We start from the raw sequence: 23,285 nt of genomic DNA on the forward strand, positions 1-23,285 counted from the left end.
TGTTATCAGGGATCAAGGCCCCTGCGGCCTGTGAGGAATGTCCGCTACGTGGGACTGACGGCTCCTTACGACCGGGAGCGGGGCATCTCATGATCTGGCCTCCTTAACACCGTTGCCGGTGGGCGGGTGGAGGCAGCGCTGGCTGACTAAACCAGCGCCTGAAGATCCTGAGCCGGGTGAACGCAGCAATGCTATGACCGGGGCATGCCTGACTGTCAGTCAGGTGCAGTCCATTCCTTGGTCTGCGGCACCATCATCTACATGGCTGTTGCTGGTGACATCGGCGTTTGTCACGCCGATTGTCACGAGGGGGATTGCCGCAAAGCCTTGTGCGATCAGGACAGCAGCAGTGGTAGAAGTACCCGTCTCTTTCCAAGAGAAAGAGACGGGCACAGGTTGGCGCAATATTCGGCCATGCGGATAGGTTGCTGCAGGGCAGCGAGATACGGTGTATCCGGCGCACGAGCGCTATATGTGCAAGAGCATCCATCACATGGGTAGTGACCGCGCGAGCTGCCGGATGCGAATCGCCCTTGGGTAGAGCCACCGCGAGAGCGGCGTGACCTTGAAGGCTCCGGTCACCTGGGGTGCTGTCAACGACAGCCTTTGCACTGTCTTTTCTACGCCCGCAATCCGGGAGGGTCAAGCGACTCGCCCGCTGGATTTTACAGTTGAAAATGGCATTGGGCGTGTACGGAATCCCGTGGTTTCCAGTGGCCGATTGGGTGCTTTTGTTTTTTTAGGTGAGGTCCATCCAAACAGGGCGGCTTTGCAGCCCTGTTTGGATGGACCCGCATAGAAAGCAGATCACCAAAATTTTCAAAGCGTGCGCTCACTCGACTGCGCCACGCCTTGCTCCTAGGCTAGAAACGTTTGCCCCGGTCTGATTCGCGAACTCATGCGGCGAGATATGCTCCTGCCGGTTCGCTTCAAGGTAACGGCTCCCCCAACTCATGATCATTCGCCGTTCCTCCAGGAACTCGGCCTTGTGGATATACGCCGCCCGAACATTGTTGCGTTCCCTGTGGCTCATCTGCCGTTCGATAGCCGTCTCTGACCACAGCCCGGATTCGACCAAGGCACTGCACGCCATGGACCGAAAGCCATGCCCGCAGATTTCGGTCTTGGTGTCGTAACCCATGTTCCGCAAAGCGCTGTTGACCGTATTTTCGGACATAGGCTTCCACGAGCGAGCGTCACTGGTGAACACCAGATCGAAGTACCCCGTGATCGCATGAATCTGTTCGAGCAACGCCACCGCTTGCGGTGAAAGCGGGGCCAGGTGGATGTCACCCGCCATCTTCGTCCCTCTGGTCGTATACGGAACGCCGTCCAATGCGGGCTGCGTGTCAGGTATCTCCGATATGCCGCGCTTCAGGTCGAACTCACCCCAACGTGCGAAGCGCAGTTCGCTGGAGCGTACGAACACATGCAGCGACAACATGACGGTCAGCCGAGTGAGAGTACGTCCCTTGTAGTTCTCGATGCGGTCCATCAACTCAGGCAGACGAAACAGCGGGAGTGCAGGTCGGTGCGTAACCCGTGGCGCGCTGATGAAGCCCTCAAGGTCATATGCCGGGTCACCGTGATCAGCCGCAGCCGCTTTGCCTCACGCATGATGCTCTGCAGGTAGTTTTGTACCCTCAAAGCCACATCAATCGTGCCGCGCTTCTTGATTGCCTCAAGCGGCTGCATGAGGTCGAAGGTATCCAGATCCACGATGGCCCGTGCGCCTAGCAGCGGGAATACGTGAGTCTTCAAACGACTCAGTACTGTCCGGGAATGGCCAGGCGCCCACTTCACCGACATTTCCTTATGCTAGCCCAAGCCAACGCGTTCGAATGTGTGTCCTCTGACAACCGCTTCGGCCGTGGCCTGCTGCTTGGACGCGATCGGATCAATACCTTCCGCCAGCATCCGCTTAGTCTCCAGACGCTTCTCTCGAGCATCTGCGAGACCAATGACGGGATAGTTGCCAAACGAGGTCAGCCCCTCTCGCCCATCCGGTTTCACATACCGGAAGCGCCAGCCTTTGCGGCCATTGGGGTAAACGAGGAGGTAAAGACCGTCACCGTCGAAAAGCTTGTATGGGCGGTCAGTAGGTTTGGCCGAGCGACATGCGGTGTCGGTCAGGGGAGCAGTAGTACGAGTCATAAGGGTAAACCCCTTTATCGAATCGACTTTATCCCAAACGTTACCCCTAAATCGGCTGGAAGCAGCCGGAATCCGACGGAACGCCATAACGAAAAAAACCCGCCAGAAAGCGGGTTTTACGGGGGTTCCAGAGATTTTGGTAGCCTTCGCTGGAACCTGAACTGGTGCGGAGACAGGAGTCGAATCCGTAACACCATCACCAGAGAAATAGAGACCTATGGAGGATCAAAAATCAATATAGGCACTCAATTAGGTACTCACTTTGCGTTTACCACATCAGAACGTGGTCGTGGCCGGAGGGTATGAGCTCGTGATGGAGTACCTACAACGTATAGGAGCATGGCGTTTACTGCTGAATGAACTTTAACTCCTGAGGTTGCTGTGAGCGAGAAACACGAGCGTGCAGCGTCTCTGGCAGTGGAAGGCCGACTGGAGCACCTTTGATGGATCAGGCAACCGTGATTTGGTCATCGCACCTGCTTCCGCAGTAGTGAAAATCTGTTCACCGTTTGCGGTGCGTATGCAACCAAATCCCGACGGTGGAAACCTATTCGTCAGACCTGGTTGACGGGTTGACGATTCGACAGATTGACCTTATATTGGTAAGCAATTGATCACCGCTTCAATGCGTCGTTAGGAGGTTTTATGTCCGTCTCTGCTCTAGAGTCCGCCCCCACCTCAAGACTGGATCTTGAGGCTGCGGTTGATAGACGTTTCCGCCTGTTCATCGCAAAGCTGCCGCAGGCGGTGCTCGAAAAGTCTCTGAAACTTTCAGATAGGGAAGCCCTCGCTGAGCTGGCGAGATCCGCAGCTGAGGCGGCGAGAAGCATCGAAATAGAGAACCAAGAAGCTATCGCTGAAATGCGAGCTAGAGCCTTTTTGAGGGTCAGAGAGAGATGCGAACTGCTCGAGAGCAAGGACCTTGTTAGAATTTTGGGTATCACAAAACAGGCCCTGAGCAAGCGTATCCAAGCTGGCCAGATCGCCGTGTACACGAACCAAAGCAACGGCAGAAAATACTACCCAGCCTTCCAGATCAGAGATAACAAGATCCGACCTGTGATCGCCGAGCTGCTTTCCGAATTCGGCGTCGAGCCCACAGACCAAGTTTCCATGAACCTGTTTGTTCAGCACCTGAGCACAAAGATCGACTACTCGAACCCAGGTGAGCCCGAAAACATCATCGAGATGCACACGCTCATGGATGATCCTGCCGCCCGTAGAATCATCAAGCGGGAATGGGACAATAAGTACCTGCATGGCAGATAAAACCGCCCCCCTCTTATGAGGGGGCCGGGTGTTGCTTACTCCAGGCTTACGCCCAGGTCTTGCAGGTGCTTCACGGCAGTCTTACCGTTCGACAAGCGCTCTTTGAGGAGAGGCTTGTGGCTGACCGGTTTAACCTGCTCGCCCCTTTCGTCGAAGAGGGCGGCATTGCACCCTTCAAGGGTGCCGGCTGGCGAATACACAGAAGAGGTGTACAGAAGCCCATCGACCTCCGAGCCATATTCCATGCACGCCTTGCTCAGCGCCCGAGTTGGGTCATAACCTTCAGAGCCCTGTCCCTTTGCCCGGACGACATCGCGCAGCTTGAGACCCATCAGATTAGCCAACATTGGCAGGTCAATCAGCTTCAAATCCCGTACCGCCACTAGCTGGTGCAAGGAGCTTTGCTCCAGTTTGGCATATGCCACCGGAGTGTCATCACCCGGCGGTTGGAACACCTCGGCGACGGCAACAGTGTCGCTGAACCCAAGGTACAGAACTCCCACAGGAAGGTCGGCGCTGCCGAAGCGGCTATCCGACTTTTTGTTGTAGAAGCGGGGCTCAGCGTCATGCTCCGAATCCTGGGCACGGGCAAACGCGGTTCCTTCAGGCGTGTTCCGGATAACGTCAGGGTTGTTGTCCAGAGTTGCCTTTACATCGCTAACATTGATCATCACCTGTGTAGTACTCCTGATAGAAAATTAGAGGGTGTTTTTGGATTCGCATGGGTTACTTCCCTTGCTGGTTGGGTTGACCCGCGCAGACATCCGCACGGGGCGTGTTTGGCCCAATCGGGCCGAGAGCGAATATAAGGCAAAGAGCCAGCCCTTCATAAGGACCTGTCCACGTATCCGATCAGTTTTTTTAGTCATGACAGCAGGTTGCATTCATCGCCCACGACATTGCCTGCTGATGAAAGCCCAGGTCTACAGGAAAGGTGATCGGGTCGGACTTGCGCAAACCACCGTAAAGAGTGGTCTCGGCCGGCATGCTGGCTACATGATCTGGGAGAGGCTCTCTCCTTGTGATTTTGGTCGAGCGACAGCTTCAATCCTCAGAAACCAGAGCTGAGGGGAATCGAGCGAAACCTTTAGAAGAAAAATTGGTGATAAAAACCGTTATCACCATATTTAAAGCCGGATGCTCATGAGCCGCTCAGAACCCTTTCAGATCCGCGATTCCTACATCCGTGTCTATACCATGGCCGATACCTACGCAGAAATTGCCGAGGAGGCTTTTGCTCAGTTCCTGTCTGAAACGGCCAACCCGGTTCCTCGTCCTGACGCGATCGATGACGACCATACCGCCTTCGACGAACACGAAAGAAGAAAGGGTGTAGCAGGGATAAAAACCATCGTTTTCTCCGCGATGGCCCTCGAAGCGGCTGTTTTTGACCTGGCTGCCATCCAGCTGGGGGATAAGGTCGCCAAGGACTACCTGGACAAGATGGATCTAATGGGCAAGTAAATGATTGTGCCTCGACTCATCTGCGGTCGGTCGCTCAGGGAGGACGGCCCCGCCGTCAATGGCCTGAACGGGCTGGTCAAAGCGCGAAATGCGTTGGTGCATCATAAATCCCAAGAGTGGGACAAAGCGGGTGAGGCCGAACGCGCGATGACGGATCTGTGAGCCAGTTTTGAAAAAGACCAGGTACCTAACGCCTTCAAAACACTGGTTCTGCTATCGCTTGAAGTTGATGCCGTGCTGGAAACCTTCCTGGGTGCTCTCCCCTTCTATGGACAAGAGATTTTTAACGACACACCCCGTGCTCCTCAGGTCGAGGAGGTCGTGCAACGCTGTCGTAACATCCATCGGAAAAACTGGAAAGGTGCGTAGATGTCCGGACTTGTAATCCAGGGTGAACGCCGCCTCACTGCGGCCGAATTCCAGCACCTGGCCGCCGTGCCGGCAGCGGTCGAATGGTTCGCCAACATCGACAATCCTCGCACGCGTTGTTCCTACCAGGGTGATCTTGCAGACTTCTGCCGCTTCGTTGGCTTAGCCGAAGCTGATGAGTTCCGCGTCGTCACCAGGGCGCATGTCTTGGCTTGGCGTGCTCAGCTCGAGCAGCGTGGACTGGCCGGAGCGACCATCCGCCGCAAGCTAGCCGCGCTGGCCAGCCTTTTCGATCACCTGCTGGAGTGCAATGCTGTCGCCGGTGGCAATCCAGTGCATGGGGTCAAGCGGCCCAGGATTGAAACGAATGAAGGGAAGACACCTCTGGGGGACCACCAGGCGAAAGCGCTGCTGGATGCGCCATCGGCGGACTCGCTCAAGGGGCTACGCGATAGGGCCATTCTCGCTGTTCTGCTGTATCACGGCCTGCATCGTGAGGAATGTGCGCAGCTGCAGCTGAGCGATCTGCAGGAGCGGAGAGGTATCAAGCACCTGCGGATTTTGGGCAAAGGTGGAAAGCTGCGTTTCTTACCGCTGCATCCCGTGGCCGCCAAGCGATTCCATGCCTATTTAGAAAAGTCCGGTCATCACTTGCTCGAGCCCCAGGGGCCGCTGTTTGTACCGTTGCGGGGACGCTCGACCGGCACCGGAATTACAGCCAATGGCATCTACACCTTGGTGGAAAATATGCGAAATGCGCCGGGATCGAGGTCGCGGGTTTGGAGGTGCATGGTCTGCGTGCGACAGCGGCCACAAATGCCCTGGAGCATGAAGCCGACATTGCTAAGGTCCAGGCTTGGCTGGGCCATGCCAATATCAGTACTACCCGGATCTACGACCGCCGTCAGCAGCGGCTAGAAGACTCCCCAACCTTCAAAGTGCGCTACTAGGTGTACCTATAAGCAAGAAAATCGAGGCCGAACCCATTTCGTGAAGCCCCTCTTCCCACACCCTACACCCTGCAGCACGGCGAGGACACTGAGCACGCTGAGTACATTCAGCACGCCGAGCACCGAAAACCAAAAATAAGATTATGAAAATCAGTAGGTTGTAAGCTTTTTATGCGCGATATCGCGCAATTCGGTTATCTGGACTAGGCTCATATCATGCATTTGAGTAGCTTGTATCGTTCATTCATGTGCTTGGAGATGCGTGATATTAGCGCTCAATGATGGTTTGCCATCATCAGCCGATGTCGGGAAACTGAGCCCAACAGAAATCGAATGAGGGCTGCAAAATGGCCAACGCAAAACAGTCAGCTAAACGCCGCTTAACGATGGCGGAGCGTGCCCAGCAATTAATGCAGGTGCACTTCCCCGACATGCCTGAAGCGTGGAAATGGACGCGCAAAACCCACGATGGTTTTAGCACGATTCCTCGGACGCTGCCGATTGCCATGCAAGTCATCGATGCCGATTCGAAAGGACAGCCTGCCGGCCACGTGTTGTTTTGTCTATGGGCGCGTATGCCCGATCATCCGGTCATCACCATTGAGAATCCCAGCACATTTGCTGCTGAAGCGGGCTTTCTCGGGGAGCGAGCTGTGGATACCTGGCGCCGGCGTATGAAGAAGCTGCGAGAACTGCAGTTCATTGTTGCCAAGCCAGGTGCCTCGGGCGAATTCCACTATGTGATGCTCACGAATCCAAACGCTGCGGTTGAGTGGATGCGCCATAGCGGCAAAGTTCAGGACGGGCTGTATAGCCGGTTCATCGAGCGACTTCCCGAGATCGGTGCCTATGGCGATATCGAGGCGCTCCACGTCTACTGGGCCGCTCTTAAGGAAGCAGAGAAAACTGCGGCCGCCGCTGCGGAAGCTGCGAAGCAGGCGTCGAACGCAACCGCGACACCTCCAGCGCCGCCAGCTCCATCCACCAAGCCCAAACGTACGGGGAGGTCTAAGGCTAGTGCTTAGGAGAGTCATGGGCATCGGGTGCTAATCCACCCACCTCGATGCCCTCAAAATGAAAGCTCCGGACCGGCTGAGGGTCGAGTCTTAACCGGCTGGGGCTGTGGTGGTGCAAGGCTACAGTGAAGACCTGCAAGGGGAGGCCGTATGCGGATCGCCAGGAGAAGAGTCATGGGCATCGAGTGCTAATCCACCCACCTCGATGCCCTCAAAATGAAAGCCCCGGACCGGCTGAGGGTCGAGTCTTGACCGGTGGGGGCTGTGGTGGTGCAAAGCTAAGGCGAAGACCTGTAAAAGGAGGCCGTATGCGGATCGCCAGGAGAAGAGTCATGGGCATCGAGTGCTAATCCACCCACCTCGATGTCCTCAGAAAGAAAAGCCCTGAACCGGCTGAGGGTCGAGTCTTGACCGGTGGGGGTTGTGGTGGTGCAAGGCTAAGGCGAAGACCTGTAAAAGGAGGCCGTATGCGGATCGCCAGGAGAAGAGTCATGGGCATCGAGTGCTAATCCACCCACCTCGGTGCCCTCAGAAAGAAAAGCCCTGAACCAGCTGAGGGTCGAGTCTTAACTGGTCAGGGCTGTGGTGGTACAAGGCTATGGGTGCTAGGCCTCGCGAGGAGTCTAGCACTTCTTTATCCTGCTACGACAAGGGAGCGGCAATTCATAGTCAAGCCCGCCCATTTTACAATGCCTTGAATGCTCCTTTGCCTGATGCAGCGCGACACTTAGCCTGTCAGCAAGCTACGCTATCTTTTCTCAAACAAGCACCGGACTCCCCGACCTTGCTTGCAGCTCTCAGAGTTGTTAAGAAATCTCGCTCGATGACCTTCCCGTCTCGAACGCTGGTTATAGTGGTCTAATGAAACCGGACACTCATTTAGGCGAGAATGCTTGCCAGAACGAGGTGTCAGATGACCAAACAACGCCGTACCTTTTCCCCTGAATTCAAACGCGAGGCTGCCGACCTCGTTCTCAAGCAGGACTACAGCTTCATCGAGGCCAGCCGCTCGCTTGGTGTCGGCGAGTCGGCTTTGCGCCGATGGGTAGACCAGGTGCAGCAAGAACGTACGGGCGTCACCTCGCAGAGCAAAGCGATGACCCCGGAGCAGCAGAAAATCCAAGAGCTGGAAGCTCGAATTGCTCGTCTTGAGCGAGAAAAATCGATTTTAAAAAAGGCTACCGCGCTCTTGATGTCGGAAGATCTCGAGCGTTCGCGCTGATTGACCAGTTAAGCATCTACGAGCCGGTTGATTGGCTGTGCAAGGTGTTTGAAGTGACCCGCTCGTGCTACTACGCTCGGCGTCTCAGGCGCCGCACACCGGATATAGAACGACTTCGATTGCGCAGTCGGGTGAACGAGTTGTTCACCCAAGGCCGCAGTGCTCCTGGTAGCCGTAGCATCATGGCCATGATGCAGGACGACGGTGAACAGATTGGGCGATTCAAGGTACGCAGCCTGATGCGCGAGCTGGAGTTGGTCAGCAAACAACCGGGATCGCATACTTACAAAAAAGCGATGGTCGAGCGGCTCGACATCCCTAATATTTTGAACCGGGAGTTTGATGTGCCCGCTCCTGACCACGTCTGGTGTGGCGATATCACTTTGTAGTGGTCAACAATTCCCGGACACAGAATTGAGTTTTTCTCCTGCAACAGCCGGCGGCACGAGGCCGTTGTGCTGATGCGGCCTCGTCCAGTTGTACCGCTGCATGAGATAACGCCCGATATCTTGCCCGGCCAGCGCGGCCGTCATGTAATCCACCTTCGGTATCCCATTCCGTTTTCAAGTTGCGAAACAGCCGCTCCATGGGCGCATTGTCGTAGCAATTCCCGCGTCGGCTCATGCTCTGAGTTATCCGGTTGCTCCACAGCCGCTGGCGAAAGCTACGGCTGGCATATTGGCTACCCTGGTCGCTGTGAAATAGCACGCCTTGTGGCCTGCCACGCATCTCATAAGCCCTGTCGAGCGCCTTGATGACCAGCTCGGCATCCGGTTTGGCAGACATCGCACACCCCACTACCCGGCGGCTACACAAGTCCAGGACGACCGCTAGGTAATGCCACCGGCCCTGCGCCCAGATGTAGGTGATGTCGCCACACCAGACCTTGTTTGGCGCTGTTACCGTGAACTGTCGATCAAGAACATTAGGGATGTCGAGGCGTTCAACCGTCGCCCGTTTGTACGCATGAGAACCGGGCTGCTTGCTGATCAAGCCCTGCTCCTTCATCACTCCTCTGACCTTGAAGCGTCCCACTTTGATACCCTCATCCCGGAGCATGGCGACGATACTGCGGCTACCTGCCGAGCTGCGGCTCTGGCTGAACAGTTCGTTGATGCGGCTACGCAGGCCCATACGACGAACATCGATACGCCGTCGGCGGGCCAAGTGCGCGTAATAACAAGATCGGGGCAACTCGAACACTGAACACAACAGCTGAACAGGGTAGTGCCTTGCCAACTGCCGAATCGACTTCAACGTCTGCGCCCGTGTTCTTCGGCCATCAAGAGCGCAGTGGCCTCCTTTAAGATTTTCTTCTCGATCTCCAGCCGACTGATGCGAGCCTTGAGCGCTTGGATTTCCTGCTGCTCTGGCGTCATCGCTTTGCTGGACGGGGTCACGCCATTTCGCTCAGCCTCAAGCTGGTTGACCCAGCGACGCAACGCCGGCTCCCCAATATCGAGCGACCTTGCGGCCTCGGCATGGCCGTAGCCTTGATCGAGCACAAGGCAGGCAGCCTCGCGTTTGAACTCGGGGATGAAGGTACGTCGTTGTCTGCTCATCGAACCCCTCTGTGTAGCGACCATTTTCTCCTAAAGTAAACCCCTACAAGCACCACAATCCCGGCATGTGGCATGACTTATGCTAAAAACTCATCAAGCAGCTATCTCGCTGTAGATTTATGGAGAAGCATATGCGCTCTGGACAGAAAGGGTTCACTCTCATTGAGCTGATGATCGTTGTCGCAATCATTGGCATTTTGGCGGCGATTGCCATTCCGGCCTATAGCAAATACCAGGCACGTGCGAAGCTTACTGCAGGGTTGGCTGAAGCAAGCGCAGCTAAAGGTATCGTAGAAGATACTTTAAACAGTGGCACTGCGGTTACAAGCATTGCTGATGCTAAAGGAGTCGTTACACCTACCTCCAACTGCACATTGACCGCAACTATGAACGCAGGGGCTGGCACCGTAGCCTGTGCTCTGCTGAATGCACCGCCGGTAGTTGCTAGCGCGACTGTGACTTGGACACGGACAAACGACGGCACTTGGACATGCAAAACCACTGGCCTTCCAGCAGGCAGCACTGATATAGCTCCTAAGAGTTGCCCGCAGTCATAAAATAACTCATTCAAGCAATATTGTTTTCCTACAGCTGAAGCCCCAGTCTTTATCGGCTGGGGCTTTTACGGATCGACCGATGAAGGCAAGCATGCCAGGATTGGATATTTTGACGCCGTCACTGGCAGCTAGAAGTAAAGCCGTCGATAGCAGCTGTAATATAGCCTCCCAGCTATACCCGCCGACAGTGAGCGTGTTGCCACCTTCGTTTGTTGGTATGTAGCTAGCAGCCAGGTATCGAGCGAGATGAGAAAAGCGGAGTTCTCAAAAGCTTTGCTGTGCTTTTCGGGCTTTCCAGACCAAACGCCTAAAAGACAACACGCTATAGCCAGAAATACAAGGCCCGTACTAGTCGGGCTCTGTAGGGCGTTTCGTAGACAGTCATAGACGTCCAGAAACTATCTGTGGTGCCGGAGACAGGAATCGAACCTGCGACCTTCGCGTTACGAGTGCGCTGCTCTACCGACTGAGCTACACCGGCGTGTTTCGGGTGTGTACGCTATCACCCCTTTTGCAGGCGGGCAAGCCCTTGTCGTGAGTAGATTTTTAGACGCCTGGGCAGGACTTTGGGGTGTAGGCGTTAGGGGCTGTGGTGGCACAGGTCCAAGCTGAGGTGGCGTCGCGGGTCCAAGTGATGGTTTGACCCTGTACAGAAGCCGGTGCATTGATGAGAGTGCAGACGATCGTGCCTAGCCCAGTCGAAGCAGTGCCTCTTGTAACCAGGGCGCTGCAATTTGCAGTGTTAGTTTGACCGCCGATTTCCTCAGGTGAGGTAACGTTGACCCCACTGTCCAAGCGCTCTTGGAAGCCGACCTTCAGTGCGGATGATTCTGCCACACCCGCTATTACTTTGACTCTAGCTTGATAATCGCTATAAATCGGAACTGCAATAGCAGCAAGGATGCCAACGATGGTTATTGCAGCCATTAACTCGATAAAGGTAAATCCTTTTAGACCTTTCAAATTTAACCTCCCTGCAAATCATCAATTTTCTGAATGGCGCCTCGATAATTACTCAGGCTAGGATTGATCGCAACGTTTTTGGCTTGTAATCAGACATGGAAATTTCAGTGATGGAAAATTCCGGCGACTAGCATAATCACACATCAAAAGATGACTCTTCTGAGACCACGGCATGGGTTTCTGCAAGAAACACTCCAATGCATTATCGGCTGCGAAGCCAAACGAGAAATTTCAGTAGGCGGACTATCTAGCAAAGCTGCGATTATAGCAGTATTGTGGCTCAGCGCATTCTCATATTGATCTTAAAAACGGAAGCTCAGTTAAACCTACGGCAGCATCCCCTGTCTGGTATTTCCAACAGCCAGGAGTCGTAATCACCACCAAATATCGATAGTCCCAACCGTGATCACTAATTCAATAAGGATCAAACGCTTCTGGTGCTCCATACTCCTTCTCATAGTGAGAGAAGCTTGTTGGGCTGTTGTGTTTCTTTGTCCATACCCGCCATGCTCGCCGCCAACCCGGCAGTGTTCGCACCTTCAAACCCACTTGGCCATCATTTAGCCCCTACCCTTTCATCGTCGTTTAGTGACGTTTTTTGTCACTTTATCCTGTGCATTTGGCACCTGAGGGTCGACTAAGCTATAAACGAGCGACCGAAGGAGTTCCGCCACCCATGAACGACATTGCCCTCACCGGCCTGGCCAAGCAGTTGGTCATTGCAGAACTGCTGAACGAGAAAAACGCGCAGCAGGCGTTTCAGCAGGCGCAGCAGAACAAGATCCCGCTGGTGCATTACCTAGTGCAAACGAAGCTGGTGCGCGGGCGTGACATTGCGGAGCTGGCGGCGGACCAGTTCGGCATGGCGGTGCTGGATATCTCCGCGGTGGATAAAGAGGCTTTTCCCCAAGGTGTGGTGAATGAACGCCTGGTGCGCCAGCACCGTGCCCTGCCCTTGTGGCGCCGGGGCAACAAGCTGTTTATCGCCCTGTCGGACCCGACCAACCAGCAGGCCATCACGGACATTCAGTTCAACACCGGCCTGAATGCCGAAGCCATTCTGGTAGAAGACGATAAGCTCAGCGACGCCATCGAACGGTTCTTCGAAAGCACCACGGGCTTGGAAGACCTGGCAGACGTGGACCTGGACGGCCTGGACATCGAGTCCGGCGACGACAAGCGTGATGACGCCCCTGGCCAGGATGCTGACGATGCCCCGGTGGTGCGCTTCGTGAACAAGATGCTGCTGGACGCTATCCGCAGTGGCTCGTCAGACCTTCACTTCGAACCCTACGAGCGGGCCTACCGCGTGCGCTTCCGTACGGACGGTATGCTACGCGAAGTAGCACGCCCGCCTATCAGCCTGGCTGGGCGTATCGCTGCCCGCTTGAAGGTGATGGCCAGCCTGGACATTTCCGAGCGGCGCAAGCCTCAAGACGGGCGCATCAAGATGCGCATTTCCAAGAGCAAGGCCATCGATTTCCGGGTAAACACCCTGCCCACCCTGTGGGGCGAAAAGATCGTGATGCGTATTCTGGACCCCACCAGCGCGCAGATGGGCATCGATGCCCTGGGTTATGAAGAAAACCAAAAGGCCTTGTACCTGGCGGCGCTGGCACAGCCCCAAGGCATGATTCTGGTCACCGGCCCCACGGGGTCGGGTAAAACTGTATCGCTCTACACTGGCTTGAACATCCTCAACACCGTGGACATCAACATTTCCACTGCCGAGGACCCGGTCGAGATCAACATGGAAGGCATCAACCAGGTAAACGTAAACCCTCGCCAGGGCATGGACTTCGCCTCGGCCTTGCGTTCCTTCCTGCGTCAGGACCCGGACGTGATCATGGTGGGGGAAATCCGGGACCTGGAAACGGCCGAGATTGCTATCAAAGCGGCTCAGACGGGTCACCTAGTGTTGTCCACCCTCCACACCAACAGTGCCGCAGAAACCCTTACGCGCTTGCAGAACATGGGCGTGGCCGGGTTCAACATCGCCACGTCGGTGAACCTGATTATCGCCCAGCGGCTGGCCCGCAAGCTGTGCCCCAACTGCAAGACCGAAGCGGATATTCCCCGGGACGCCCTGATCGAAGAGGGCTTCCCGCCCGCCAGTATCGGCACCTTCAAGGTGTACGAACCCAAAGGCTGCGACCAGTGCAATGGTGGTTACAAAGGCCGGCAAGGTATCTATGAAGTGGTGAAGAACACCCCAGCCCTGCAGCGGCTGATCATGGAAGCGGCCAACTCCATCGACATCGCCGCCCAGATGCGCGCCGAAGGCTTCAGCGATTTGCGCCAGTCCGGGTTGGCGAAGGTCATGCAAGGGGTCACCAGCCTCGCAGAAGTCAACCGCGTGACCAAGGACTAAACCATGGCAGCAAAAGCACCCAAGGTCAGCGTGTTCAGTTGGGAAGGCGTGGACCGCAAAGGCAACCGCATCAAGGGCGAACTCACCAGCCTCAACACGGCCTTGGTCAAGGCACAGTTGCGCCGGCAAGGTGTGGTGCCGGGCAAGGTGAAGAAGAAGTCCACGTCCATTTTCAGCCGTGGCAAAAAGATCAAGCCGTTGGACATTGCCTTCTTCACCCGGCAAATGGCGACCATGATGCGCGCGGGCGTTCCACTGCTGCAGTCGTTCGACATCATTGCCGAAGGCGTGGACAAACCCAGCATGCGTGAACTGGTGCTGGAGCTTAAAAACGAAGTGGCAGCCGGTAACAGCTTCGCCAGTTCATTGCGCAAGAAGCCTGAATACTTCGACGACCTGTACTGCAACTTGGTGAACGCCGGTGAGCAGGCGGGTGCACTGGAAACCCTGCTGGACCGGGTAGCCACCTATAAGGAAAAGACCGAAGCCCTCAAGGCCAAGATCAAGAAGGCCATGACCTACCCCATTGCGGTACTGGTGGTGGCCGGTATTGTGTCCGCCATTCTGTTGATAAAAGTGGTGCCGCAATTCCAGCAGGTGTTTCAGGGCTTTGGCGCTGAACTTCCTGCGTTTACCCAGATGGTGATCAACCTGTCCGAAGCATTGCAGAACTGGTGGTACATCATCTTGCCTGCGTTGTTTGGGGTAGGCTTGGTATTCCGCAGTGCTTATAAAAAGAATGTGAAGTTTCGCGATACCATCGACCGCCTGTTGTTGAAGATGCCTATCGTGGGGCAGATTCTTTATAAAAGTTCGGTGGCACGTTACGCACGCACCTTATCCACCACCTTTGCAGCGGGTGTGCCGCTGGTGGAAGCGTTGGATTCAGTGGCGGGTGCCACAGGCAACGTGGTGTTCCGTACAGCGGTCAACCAGGTACGCCAGGATGTGTCCACCGGCATGCAACTGAACGTGTCCATGCGTGCCACAGGTACGTTCCCTAGCATGGCGATCCAGATGACATCCATTGGGGAAGAGTCCGGCGCGCTGGATGAGATGCTGGGCAAGGTTGCCAACTACTATGAGGAAGACGTAGACAACGCTGTATCCAACCTCACCACCCTTATGGAGCCTATGATCATGGCGGTGCTCGGCGTACTCGTCGGCGGGCTCGTCATTGCCATGTACCTCCCCATCTTCCAGCTTGGTTCTGTGGTTTAAATGCTCGCTTTCGACCTTCTGGCCAGTTCGCCACTGGCCACCACCCTCTGCGCCCTGCTGTTAGGCCTTATGGTGGGTAGCTTTCTCAATGTGGTGATCCACCGCCTGCCTGTGATGATGAACGCCGACTGGCGTGCACAGGCCAGGGAGTACCTTAACCTTCCGGCTGAGCCACCGGGCCCGGTGTACAACCTGATGCTGCCGCGCTCGGCCTGCCCTCAATGTGGCCACGGGATTCGTGCGGTGGAAAACATTCCGGTGCTCAGCTACCTGTGGCTGCGCGGCCGATGCGCCAGCTGCAAGGCTGCCATTCCCAAGCGTTACCCGCTGATGGAGCTGGCGTGCGGGCTGCTGTCGGCGTTTATCGCTTGGCACTACGGCCCTACGTGGCAGGCCGCTGCCCTGCTGGTGCTGACCTGGGGCCTGTTGGCCATGAGCATGATCGACATCGACCACCAGTTGCTCCCGGACACACTGGTGTTGCCGCTGCTATGGTTAGGCCTGATCGTGAATGCGCTAGGGCTGTTCGTGCCTCTGGCGGATGCACTGTGGGGCGCGGTGGCCGGTTACCTCAGCCTGTGGCTGGTGTTCCAGCTCTTCAAACTGGTCACGCGCAAGGAGGGCATGGGCTTTGGTGACTTCAAGCTGCTGGCCCTGATCGGCGCCTGGGGCGGTTGGCAGGTGCTGCCATTGACGATACTGCTGTCGTCGGCGGTGGGCGCCGTGCTGGGCACGCTGATGCTTCGTGCCCGTGGTGCCAACACCTCTACGCCTATCCCCTTCGGCCCGTACCTGGCCGTGGCAGGCTGGGTGGCCTTGATCTGGGGGGAGCAGATCACTGCGGCCTACCTTCAATTTGCGGGGTTCGGCCAATGACGGCTCGTGAGCATCACCCTTGGGTGCTGGGCCTGACTGGGGGCATCGGCAGCGGCAAAAGCGCAGCAGCCGAGCGCTTTGCTGCGCTGGGCCTTGAAGTGGTAGACGCGGACCAGGCGTCCCGCTGGGTAGTGGAACCTGGCCGGCCCGCGCTGGCAGCCTTGGCCGAGCATTTTAGCCCTGCCATTCTCCAAGCCGATGGCACCCTGGACCGCGCCGCACTCAGGGCGCGTATCTTTGCCGACAGCAACGAACGGCTGTGGGTGGAAAAACTGCTGCACCCGCTGATCGCCACGGAAATCGCTGAGCGCCTGCGCACGGCCACGTCCGCCTACGCCGTGTTTGTGTCCCCGTTGATGATCGAATCCGGGCAGTACCGCCTGGCCAATCGCCTCCTGGTGATCGACGCACCGCGAGAGCTGCAGATGACGCGCACCTTGCGCCGTGACGGTAGCAGCCAGGGCCAGATAGAGGCCATACTGGCCGCGCAAGCCCGTCGCGAAGACCGCACGGCCTTGGCCGATGATGTGATTCTCAACGACAGCACCTTGGAACACTTGCATGCCCAAGTGGACCGCCTGCACCTTGTTTACTTGTCTTTAGCTGGAACCCGTTCATGACCCAACCTTCCGTTGTCAATTGCCCCACCTGCGGCGCCCCCGTGGAATGGACCGCCGCTTCGCTCAACCGCCCGTTCTGCTCCGATCGTTGCAAGCTGATCGACCTGGGGGCCTGGGCCTCCGAAGAGCACAAGATCGCAGGCCGTGAAGAATCCGAAGATGAGCTGTTCTCTGGAGACCTGCCACCGAGCCACCACTGACACAAAGGGTTGTAGTCAGGCGCGGTGGCTGTTACCAATAGGCTACGCCGCCTATGAGGCACGGTTATGGACGATTCCGATTACCTGCGCCTGCTGACCACCCAGGCCGAACAGGCAAACGCACTGCTTTCCAATGCACGCAAGTGGGAGCGTGAACGCTGGGTATGCCAGCGGTTGCTACAAGGCTTGAACATCGCCCACAGCCCTGAAGAATGCTTGCCTGTGAGTCAGGAGCCGCCGGACGTGCGGTTCCGCGAGGCCAATTTCGAAGTGTTCTTCGTGCTGGATGAAGGCCGGCGCCTCAATGACGAATGGCGCGAAGAGCTGCAACGCCGCCGCAGCGCGTTTTCCCTTAGCCAGCTGGTACGCCGGGAAGCACGCCCCAAGCGCATTCGGGCACCGGAACTGCTGGCCCGCCTGGGCCCCACCCTGCGCAAGAAAGCCCATAACTACCGCGAACGCGGGCTGGACCTGGGCGAGCTGGACATGGTGGCCTTTGCCAGCCTCAAGCGTGAGGTGCTCAACCTTAACAGCCACTTCCCGCCCCCCACCGAATACCTGCGCCAAGGCTGGCGCTCGCTCTCGTTGGTAGGCCCCAACTTTGCCCGTGTGCTGTTCGCTCACCCCAGCGCGCCGGACTTTCTGCGTGCCCACTTGGGCCGCAGTATTGTTTTTGATGTTGGCATCACGCTCTGAGCGTACGCCCATGGCACCTTTTCCTCCACAGTGTTACAACTGGAGCATTGCGCACACCTGCCGGTTTTTCCTTATGGCGACCCTCGACACCACCCTGCTGCCCTCGATCTCTGCTTGCAGACGAATGAGCGTTGGCCCTGTGCAACGTTTTGCACAATGGCGTGGTCTACTCGCGCAACCTGAATTTTGCCCCACCCTGGAGGGGCGCTCGAAGCTGCCTTGCGCTCGCCCCCTCCTGGCCCCCGAATTTTTCAACTCTACGAGATACCTCCATGAAACATCGCATCGTGATCGTTGGCGGCGGCGCCGGCGGCCTGGAACTGGCGACCCGCCTGGGTAAAACCTATGGCAAGCGCGGCAAGGCCAACGTAACGCTGGTGGACGCTAACCTGACGCACATCTGGAAGCCTTTGCTGCATGAGGTTGCGGCGGGGTCGCTGAACTCTTCGGGCGACGAGCTCAATTACCTGGCGCAGGCCAAGTGGAACCACTTCGAGTTCCAACTGGGCCGCATGAGCGGGCTGGACAGGGCCAACCAGCGCATCACCCTGGCAGCGACCCAGGATGAAAGCGGCATGGAACTGGTGCCCGAGCGCGAGCTGAGCTACGACACGCTGATCATCGCCGTGGGCAGCACCACCAACGACTTTGGTACCAAAGGCGCTGCCGAGCATTGCCTGTTCCTGGACACTCGCAAGCAGGCCGAGCGCTTCCACCAGCAGTTGCTCAATGCGTATCTGCGCGCCCACGCCCAGGAGGAGTCCCATCAGGAAGAAATTACCGTGGCCATCGTGGGTGCGGGGGCGACCGGTGTGGAACTGGCGGCCGAGCTGCACCATGCTGCGCACGAGCTGGCTGCCTATGGCCTGGGGCGCATTCGCCCGGAAAACATGCGCATCACCGTGATCGAAGCCGGCCCACGTGTGCTGCCGGCCTTGCCGGAGCGTATCAGCGAGCCCGTGCACCGCACCCTGGAAAAACTGGGCGTAACGGTGCTGACCGGCGCAGCCGTAAGTGAAGTGACGGCTGATAACCTGCTGACCGCTGATGGCAAAGTCATTCCTGCACGGTTGAAAGTGTGGGCAGCAGGCATTCGCGCGCCGGGCTTCCTGGCAGACATCGACGGGCTGGAAACCAACCGCATCAATCAGTTGCAGGTACGCCCCACGTTGCAGACCACGCGCGACGATAACGTGTTCGCCTTTGGCGATTGCGCGGCCTGCCCGCAACCTGACAGCGACCGCAATGTGCCGCCCCGCGCACAGGCTGCGCATCAGCAGGCCTCGTTGCTGGTGAAGTCCATTAAGCAACGGCTGGAAGGCGGCACGCTGCCGGAATACCGCTACACCGACTACGGCTCGCTGATCTCGCTGTCACGCTTCTCAGCGGTGGGCAACCTGATGGGCAACCTGACCGGTAGCGTGATGCTGGAAGGCTGGCTGGCACGGATGTTCTACGTCTCCCTGTACCGCATGCACCAAGTGGCGTTGTATGGCCCGTTCCGCACGGCCATGGCCATGCTGGGCAGCCGGTTGGGCCGTGGAACAGAGCCGAGGCTGAAGCTGCACTGACGGGCAATGTTGAACCAGGCGCTACCCTGTGAGCATCTGTTCGCAGGCTAGCGCCGGGCGGCCGGCCCCCTACTCCCACAGCGTATGTGGTGCGCTACCCCATGTGGGGCCGGTTGCAGCCAAAGGCGGAAGCCGGGAACCGACGGCGCCTAGAATACAAGAATCTGCACTTGCCATACCTGTATATACAGGTTTAGATGACAGGCATTCTTCATGCCCTGGGACACTCTGTCATGCCTGCGCCCCTGCTGATTCAGCCTGGTCTGTTCGACCTGGCCCAACTGCGTGCCATTTACCATACCCAAGCCCCTTTCCAGCTTGACCCGGCTGCCCGGGCCACGGTGGATGAAGCGGCTGCCACGGTCACGCGAATCATTGCCAGCAAACGTACGGTGTATGGCATCAATACCGGTTTCGGGCTACTCGCCCGCACCTCTATTCCTGAAGCTTCCCTGGCGCGCCTGCAACGCAACTTGCTGCTCAGCCATTGCACGGGCACCGGGGTACTGCTGGACGACGCGACTGTGGGCCTGGTGCTTGCCCTCAAGGTAGCGTCCTTGGCGCGAGGGTTCTCGGGTATTCGCTGGCAGGTGATCGAACACTTGACCGCCCTTTACAACGCAGGCGTGTACCCTTGCGTGCCCTCTCAGGGTTCGGTAGGTGCCTCAGGTGACCTGGCGCCATTGGCGCACCTGTCAGCGGTATTGATCGGTGTGGGCCGTGTGCGCCACCAAGGGCGGGAAATGGACGCCGCCGAGGGCCTGGCCATCGCGGGGCTGGTGCCGTTGGAACTGGGCCCCAAGGAAGGCCTGGCACTCATCAACGGTACACAGGTGTCCACGGCGCTGGCCCTGCGTGGCCTGTTTGCAGCCGAGCGCCTGTTCAGCGCTGCCGTGGTGGCCGGCAGCCTTACCGTGGAGGCCTTGAAAGGCTCGGACGTCCCTTTCGATGCGCGTATCCAGGCGGTAAGGGGCCAACCCGGCCAGATCGATGTGGCGGCGTTCTACCGCACACTGCTGGCAGGTAGCGACATCCGTGAATCCCACCGGGAATGCCCTCGCGTTCAAGACCCCTATTCCCTACGTTGCCAGCCTCAAGTGATGGGCGCCTGCCTGGACCACTTGCGGTTTGCGGCCGGCGTGTTTCTGCGCGAAGCCAACGCCGTGTCCGACAACCCCCTGGTGTTCAGCGCCGAGGGCGATGTGCTGTCGGGCGGTAACTTCCATGCCGAGCCGGTGGCCATGGCCTCAGACGTATTGGCCCTGGCTATTTCAGAAATCGGCGCGCTGTCCGAGCGCCGCACCGCACAACTGGTAGACCCCGCCCTGTCCGGCCTGCCAGCGTTCCTGGTCAAGGAAGGCGGGCTCAACTCCGGCTTCATGATTGCCCAGGTCACGGCTGCTGCACTGGCGTCCGAGAACAAGACCCTGGCCCACCCGGCATCGGTCGACAGCCTGCCCACGTCCGCCAACCAGGAAGACCATGTGTCCATGGCCACCTTCGCCGCACGGCGCCTGCAGGACATGGCCGGCAACAGCAGCGCGGTGGTGGCCATCGAACTGCTGGGCGCGGCCCAAGGCATAGACCTTCTCGCGCCCCTGCGCACATCGCCACCCTTGGCCGACGTGATGGCGTTGATCCGTTCGAGGGTTGATCATTACCACGAGGATCGCTACTTCGCGCCGGACATCGCCTGTGCAAGGGCCTGGGTGGAGGGTGGTGCATTCGAGCCCTGGATGCCTGTGGCACGGCTGTATGGCGAATAACCGATGCTTCCGGTGCGAAACCCTCGGACAAATCCTCAGAAATCATTATTATCCCAAGGTAAGGAACGGCCGGTGGTGAGCGGGCCGACATTGTTGATCGAGGGTGTCATGGGCAACGAAAGCATCGATTGGGACAAACTGGGCTTCGACTACATCAAGACTGACCTGCGTTACCTGGCCTACTGGCGCGACGGCGCCTGGCAGCCTGGCGTGCTGACCGAAGACAATGTGCTGCACATCAGCGAAGGCTCCACCGCCCTGCACTATGGCCAACAGTGCTTCGAAGGCCTGAAGGCCTACCGTGACAAGGACGGGTCCATCAACCTGTTCCGCCCGGACCAGAATGCCCAGCGCATGCAGCGCAGCTGCCGGCGCGTCATGATGCCGGAGGTGCCGACCGAGCTGTTCATCGAAGCCTGCCAGCAAGTGGCCAAGGCCAACGAACGCTTTATCCCGCCCTACGGCACCGGCGGCACCCTGTACTTGCGCCCCTACGTGATTGGTGTGGGCGACAACATTGGCGTGCGGGCAGCCCCCGAGTTCATCTTCGCCGTGTTCGCTGTGCCGGTAGGCCCTTACTTCAAAGGCGGCCTGAAGCCCCACAACTTCCTGATTTCCGGCTACGACCGTGCTGCGCCCAATGGCACTGGTGCGGCCAAGGTGGGGGGCAACTATGCCGCCAGCATGATGCCAGGGGCCGAAGCCAAGAAGCATGGCTTTGCAGACTGCATCTACCTGGACCCACAAACCCATACCAAACTCGAAGAAGTGGGTTCGGCCAACTTCTTTGGCATCACCAAAGACGGCAAACAGTTCGTGACGCCTAAATCCAGTTCCGTGCTGCCGGGCATCACCCGCCTGTCGTTGCTGGAGCTGGCTGCTGACCGCCTGGGCCTGGAAGTGGTCGAAGGCGACGTGCTTATCGATCAGCTGGACCGCTTCGCAGAAGCCGGCGCCTGCGGCACTGCAGCAGTGATCACGCCCATCGGTGGGATTGAATACAAGGGCAAGCTGCACGTGTTCTACAGCGAGACCGAGGTGGGCCCGGTGACCCAGCGCCTGTACAAGGAATTGACGGGCATTCAGACCGGTGAAGTGGAAGCCCCACAAGGCTGGATCGTGAAAGTCGTCTAAGGGCAGTACCCAAGAAAAAGGCGCCGGTTAGAGGCGCCTTTTTTTATACCTGCCGGTTACATCACCGCGGCAAAGGCCTCGATCACATGGTCAAGGTTGCTGGGGCTGAGGCCGGCGATGCAGATGCGGCCGGTTTCCACCGCATATACAGCGTGTTCAGCCTTGAGCGCCCGCACCTGAGGGGCGCTCAGGCCGGTGTAGGCAAACATCCCTTCCTGATGGGCCAGGAACGCAAAATCCTGCTCGGGCAAGCGCTTGGTCAAGCCCTCCACCAGAGCAGCCCGCATGGCCGTGATACGGTCACGCATCTGGGCCAGCTCACCCTGCCACTGTTGGTTCAAGGCCGGGTCACCCAGTACACGGGCCACGATACTGGCACCGAACATGGGCGGGCTTGAGTAGTTGCGGCGTACGTGAAGTTTCAATTGCCCGAACACCTGCGCATGGCTGTCCCGGCCAGTGTGAACGCTCAAGGCCCCTACCCGCTCGCCATACAGAGAGAAGGTTTTGGAGAATGAGCTGGATACCAGGAAGGTCAGGCCACGGCGGGCACATTCGCGGATCAGCCAGGCATCCTCGTCCAGGCCTTTGCCAAAGCCCTGATAGGCGATGTCCAGGAACAGAATGGCATCGCGCGCTTGCAGCACGTCCAGCATCTTCACCCAATGCTCCCGCTCAGGCTGAATACCGGTGGGGTTATGGCAGCAAGGGTGCAACAGCACGATGGCTTTGGCCGGCAAGGCTCCCAGCGCCTGAAGTGCGCCCTCGAAATCGAACTGCTTGGCGGCAGGCTCGAAATACGGGTAGCGGTTCACCGTGAAGCCCGCGCCTTGGAAAATGCCCAAGTGGTTGTCCCAGGTGGGGTCGGACACCCACACCTGGGAATCGGACCAGGCGGTCTTGAGAAAATCTGCACCCACTTTCAAGGCGCCCGAGCCACCCACCGTCTGGATAATGGCCACACTGTTACGGCTTGCGTCCACACTGTCGGCGAACAGCAATTGCTCCACCACACGGCGGTAGGCCGGTGACCCCTCCATGGGCAAGTAACTACGCGGCTGGTGCTCGCCCACCAGCAGCTCCTCGGCCTGCTGTACAGAAGGCAGCAAGGGTACACGGCCCAGCTCGTCGTAATAGATGCCTACGCCCAGGTTGACCTTGTTGGGGCGGGGGTCTTCAGCAAACTCCCCTATCAGCCCGAGAATCGGGTCGCCAGCGTACAGGGGCAAGTGTTCGAACATAGCGGGGCATTCCTGAAAAGGTGTGTGTGGCGGGGGCCGCCAGGAGAGGGGAATTAGCCCACA

At 58.0% G+C, this 23,285-nt stretch carries 16 protein-coding genes, 1 tRNA gene and 4 pseudogenes; 15 read left to right on the forward strand and 6 right to left on the reverse strand.

The window, feature by feature from the left end; all coding sequences use genetic code 11:
• Positions 1–832: 832 nt before the first annotated feature.
• Positions 833–2,154 (reverse strand): annotated as a pseudogene (locus HBH25_RS11365) (tyrosine-type recombinase/integrase).
• Positions 2,155–2,799: 645 nt separating this feature from the next.
• Here HBH25_RS11365 and HBH25_RS11370 point away from each other — a divergent pair.
• The gene (locus tag HBH25_RS11370) at positions 2,800–3,423 is read left to right on the forward strand and encodes a hypothetical protein (protein ID WP_168084028.1); all 624 of its coding nucleotides are present in this window, start codon (positions 2,800–2,802) and stop codon (positions 3,421–3,423) included.
• Between the two features lie 35 nt (positions 3,424–3,458).
• Here the strand turns inward: HBH25_RS11370 and HBH25_RS11375 are convergent, their stop codons facing one another.
• Positions 3,459–4,094, reverse strand: coding sequence for an RES family NAD+ phosphorylase (locus HBH25_RS11375; RefSeq protein ID WP_168084133.1), 636 nt, complete (start codon positions 4,092–4,094; stop codon positions 3,459–3,461).
• Between the two features lie 472 nt (positions 4,095–4,566).
• Here HBH25_RS11375 and HBH25_RS23315 point away from each other — a divergent pair, with 472 nt between their 5' ends.
• From HBH25_RS23315 to HBH25_RS11395, 4 genes and pseudogenes are all read left to right on the forward strand, one after another.
• Complete coding sequence (locus HBH25_RS23315) at positions 4,567–4,887, forward strand: hypothetical protein (RefSeq protein ID WP_229631889.1); 321 nt, start codon at positions 4,567–4,569, stop codon at positions 4,885–4,887.
• A gap of 369 nt (positions 4,888–5,256) precedes the next feature.
• Positions 5,257–6,206, forward strand: a pseudogene (locus HBH25_RS11385) (tyrosine-type recombinase/integrase).
• 347 nt (positions 6,207–6,553) lie between these two features.
• Positions 6,554–7,231: a hypothetical protein gene (locus tag HBH25_RS11390; protein WP_168084029.1), complete on the forward strand. Its 678-nt coding sequence runs from the start codon at positions 6,554–6,556 to the stop codon at positions 7,229–7,231.
• Positions 7,232–8,135: 904 nt separating this feature from the next.
• Positions 8,136–8,827, forward strand: a pseudogene (locus tag HBH25_RS11395) (transposase); the annotation flags it as partial.
• A gap of 9 nt (positions 8,828–8,836) precedes the next feature.
• Here the strand turns inward: HBH25_RS11395 and HBH25_RS11400 are convergent.
• Positions 8,837–10,006: pseudogene (locus HBH25_RS11400) on the reverse strand (IS3 family transposase).
• A 131-nt stretch (positions 10,007–10,137) separates the two neighbouring features.
• On the opposite strand from HBH25_RS11400, the gene HBH25_RS11405 reads away from it, so the two are divergent.
• On the forward strand, positions 10,138–10,563 hold the full coding sequence (locus tag HBH25_RS11405) for a pilin (RefSeq protein WP_168084030.1): 426 nt from the start codon (positions 10,138–10,140) through the stop codon (positions 10,561–10,563).
• Between the two features lie 405 nt (positions 10,564–10,968).
• Here the strand turns inward: HBH25_RS11405 and HBH25_RS11410 are convergent.
• Positions 10,969–11,044: transfer RNA gene (locus HBH25_RS11410), tRNA-Thr, on the reverse strand.
• Positions 11,045–11,109: 65 nt separating this feature from the next.
• Positions 11,110–11,526, reverse strand: coding sequence for a pilin (locus tag HBH25_RS11415; RefSeq protein ID WP_168084031.1), 417 nt, complete (start codon positions 11,524–11,526; stop codon positions 11,110–11,112).
• A gap of 676 nt (positions 11,527–12,202) precedes the next feature.
• On the opposite strand from HBH25_RS11415, the gene pilB reads away from it, so the two are divergent.
• From pilB to HBH25_RS11460, 9 genes are all read left to right on the forward strand, one after another.
• A complete protein-coding gene (pilB, locus tag HBH25_RS11420) occupies positions 12,203–13,897 on the forward strand; it encodes a type IV-A pilus assembly ATPase PilB (RefSeq protein ID WP_168084032.1) in 1,695 nt (564 codons plus the stop codon).
• 3 nt (positions 13,898–13,900) lie between these two features.
• Complete coding sequence (locus HBH25_RS11425) at positions 13,901–15,118, forward strand: type II secretion system F family protein (RefSeq protein ID WP_168084033.1); 1,218 nt, start codon at positions 13,901–13,903, stop codon at positions 15,116–15,118.
• Positions 15,119–15,994, forward strand: coding sequence for a prepilin peptidase (locus HBH25_RS11430; RefSeq protein ID WP_168084034.1), 876 nt, complete (start codon positions 15,119–15,121; stop codon positions 15,992–15,994).
• Entirely contained in the window at positions 15,991–16,614 is a 624-nt protein-coding gene (gene coaE / locus HBH25_RS11435) for a dephospho-CoA kinase (protein WP_168084035.1), read from the forward strand. Before HBH25_RS11430 ends, coaE begins: the two co-directional genes overlap by 4 nt.
• Positions 16,611–16,814 carry a DNA gyrase inhibitor YacG gene (gene yacG / locus HBH25_RS11440; RefSeq protein WP_168084036.1) on the forward strand — a complete coding sequence of 68 codons (204 nt, stop codon included), beginning with the start codon at positions 16,611–16,613 and terminating at the stop codon, positions 16,812–16,814. The genes coaE and yacG overlap by 4 nt, the downstream gene beginning before the upstream one ends.
• A gap of 66 nt (positions 16,815–16,880) precedes the next feature.
• A complete protein-coding gene (locus tag HBH25_RS11445) occupies positions 16,881–17,510 on the forward strand; it encodes a DUF1780 domain-containing protein (RefSeq protein ID WP_168084037.1) in 630 nt (209 codons plus the stop codon).
• A 272-nt stretch (positions 17,511–17,782) separates the two neighbouring features.
• Complete coding sequence (locus tag HBH25_RS11450; protein WP_168084038.1) at positions 17,783–19,081, forward strand: NAD(P)/FAD-dependent oxidoreductase; 1,299 nt, start codon at positions 17,783–17,785, stop codon at positions 19,079–19,081.
• Positions 19,082–19,314: 233 nt separating this feature from the next.
• Complete coding sequence (hutH, locus tag HBH25_RS11455) at positions 19,315–20,847, forward strand: histidine ammonia-lyase (RefSeq protein ID WP_168084039.1); 1,533 nt, start codon at positions 19,315–19,317, stop codon at positions 20,845–20,847.
• A 108-nt stretch (positions 20,848–20,955) separates the two neighbouring features.
• A complete protein-coding gene (locus HBH25_RS11460; protein WP_168084134.1) occupies positions 20,956–21,981 on the forward strand; it encodes a branched-chain amino acid aminotransferase in 1,026 nt (341 codons plus the stop codon).
• Between the two features lie 56 nt (positions 21,982–22,037).
• On the opposite strand, the gene HBH25_RS11465 is transcribed toward HBH25_RS11460, so the two are convergent.
• Positions 22,038–23,222 carry an amino acid aminotransferase gene (locus tag HBH25_RS11465; protein WP_168084040.1) on the reverse strand — a complete coding sequence of 395 codons (1,185 nt, stop codon included), beginning with the start codon at positions 23,220–23,222 and terminating at the stop codon, positions 22,038–22,040.
• Positions 23,223–23,285: the final 63 nt, after the last annotated feature.

It is taken from the genome of Pseudomonas quercus, from assembly GCF_012033695.1.
GTDB classification, from domain to species: Bacteria; Pseudomonadota; Gammaproteobacteria; order Pseudomonadales; family Pseudomonadaceae; genus Aquipseudomonas; species Aquipseudomonas quercus.

Coding starts and splice junctions, on each gene's coding strand:
- HBH25_RS11370 (WP_168084028.1), top strand. CDS start 2,800: ATGTCCGTCTCTGCTCTAGAGTCCGCCCCCACCTCAAGACTGGATCTT.
- HBH25_RS11375 (WP_168084133.1), bottom strand. CDS start 4,094: ATGATCAATGTTAGCGATGTAAAGGCAACTCTGGACAACAACCCTGAC.
- HBH25_RS23315 (WP_229631889.1), top strand. CDS start 4,567: ATGAGCCGCTCAGAACCCTTTCAGATCCGCGATTCCTACATCCGTGTC.
- HBH25_RS11390 (WP_168084029.1), top strand. CDS start 6,554: ATGGCCAACGCAAAACAGTCAGCTAAACGCCGCTTAACGATGGCGGAG.
- HBH25_RS11405 (WP_168084030.1), top strand. CDS start 10,138: ATGCGCTCTGGACAGAAAGGGTTCACTCTCATTGAGCTGATGATCGTT.
- pilB (WP_168084032.1), top strand. CDS start 12,203: ATGAACGACATTGCCCTCACCGGCCTGGCCAAGCAGTTGGTCATTGCA.
- HBH25_RS11425 (WP_168084033.1), top strand. CDS start 13,901: ATGGCAGCAAAAGCACCCAAGGTCAGCGTGTTCAGTTGGGAAGGCGTG.
- HBH25_RS11430 (WP_168084034.1), top strand. CDS start 15,119: ATGCTCGCTTTCGACCTTCTGGCCAGTTCGCCACTGGCCACCACCCTC.
- coaE (WP_168084035.1), top strand. CDS start 15,991: ATGACGGCTCGTGAGCATCACCCTTGGGTGCTGGGCCTGACTGGGGGC.
- yacG (WP_168084036.1), top strand. CDS start 16,611: ATGACCCAACCTTCCGTTGTCAATTGCCCCACCTGCGGCGCCCCCGTG.
- HBH25_RS11445 (WP_168084037.1), top strand. CDS start 16,881: ATGGACGATTCCGATTACCTGCGCCTGCTGACCACCCAGGCCGAACAG.
- HBH25_RS11450 (WP_168084038.1), top strand. CDS start 17,783: ATGAAACATCGCATCGTGATCGTTGGCGGCGGCGCCGGCGGCCTGGAA.
- hutH (WP_168084039.1), top strand. CDS start 19,315: ATGCCTGCGCCCCTGCTGATTCAGCCTGGTCTGTTCGACCTGGCCCAA.
- HBH25_RS11460 (WP_168084134.1), top strand. CDS start 20,956: ATGGGCAACGAAAGCATCGATTGGGACAAACTGGGCTTCGACTACATC.
- HBH25_RS11465 (WP_168084040.1), bottom strand. CDS start 23,222: ATGTTCGAACACTTGCCCCTGTACGCTGGCGACCCGATTCTCGGGCTG.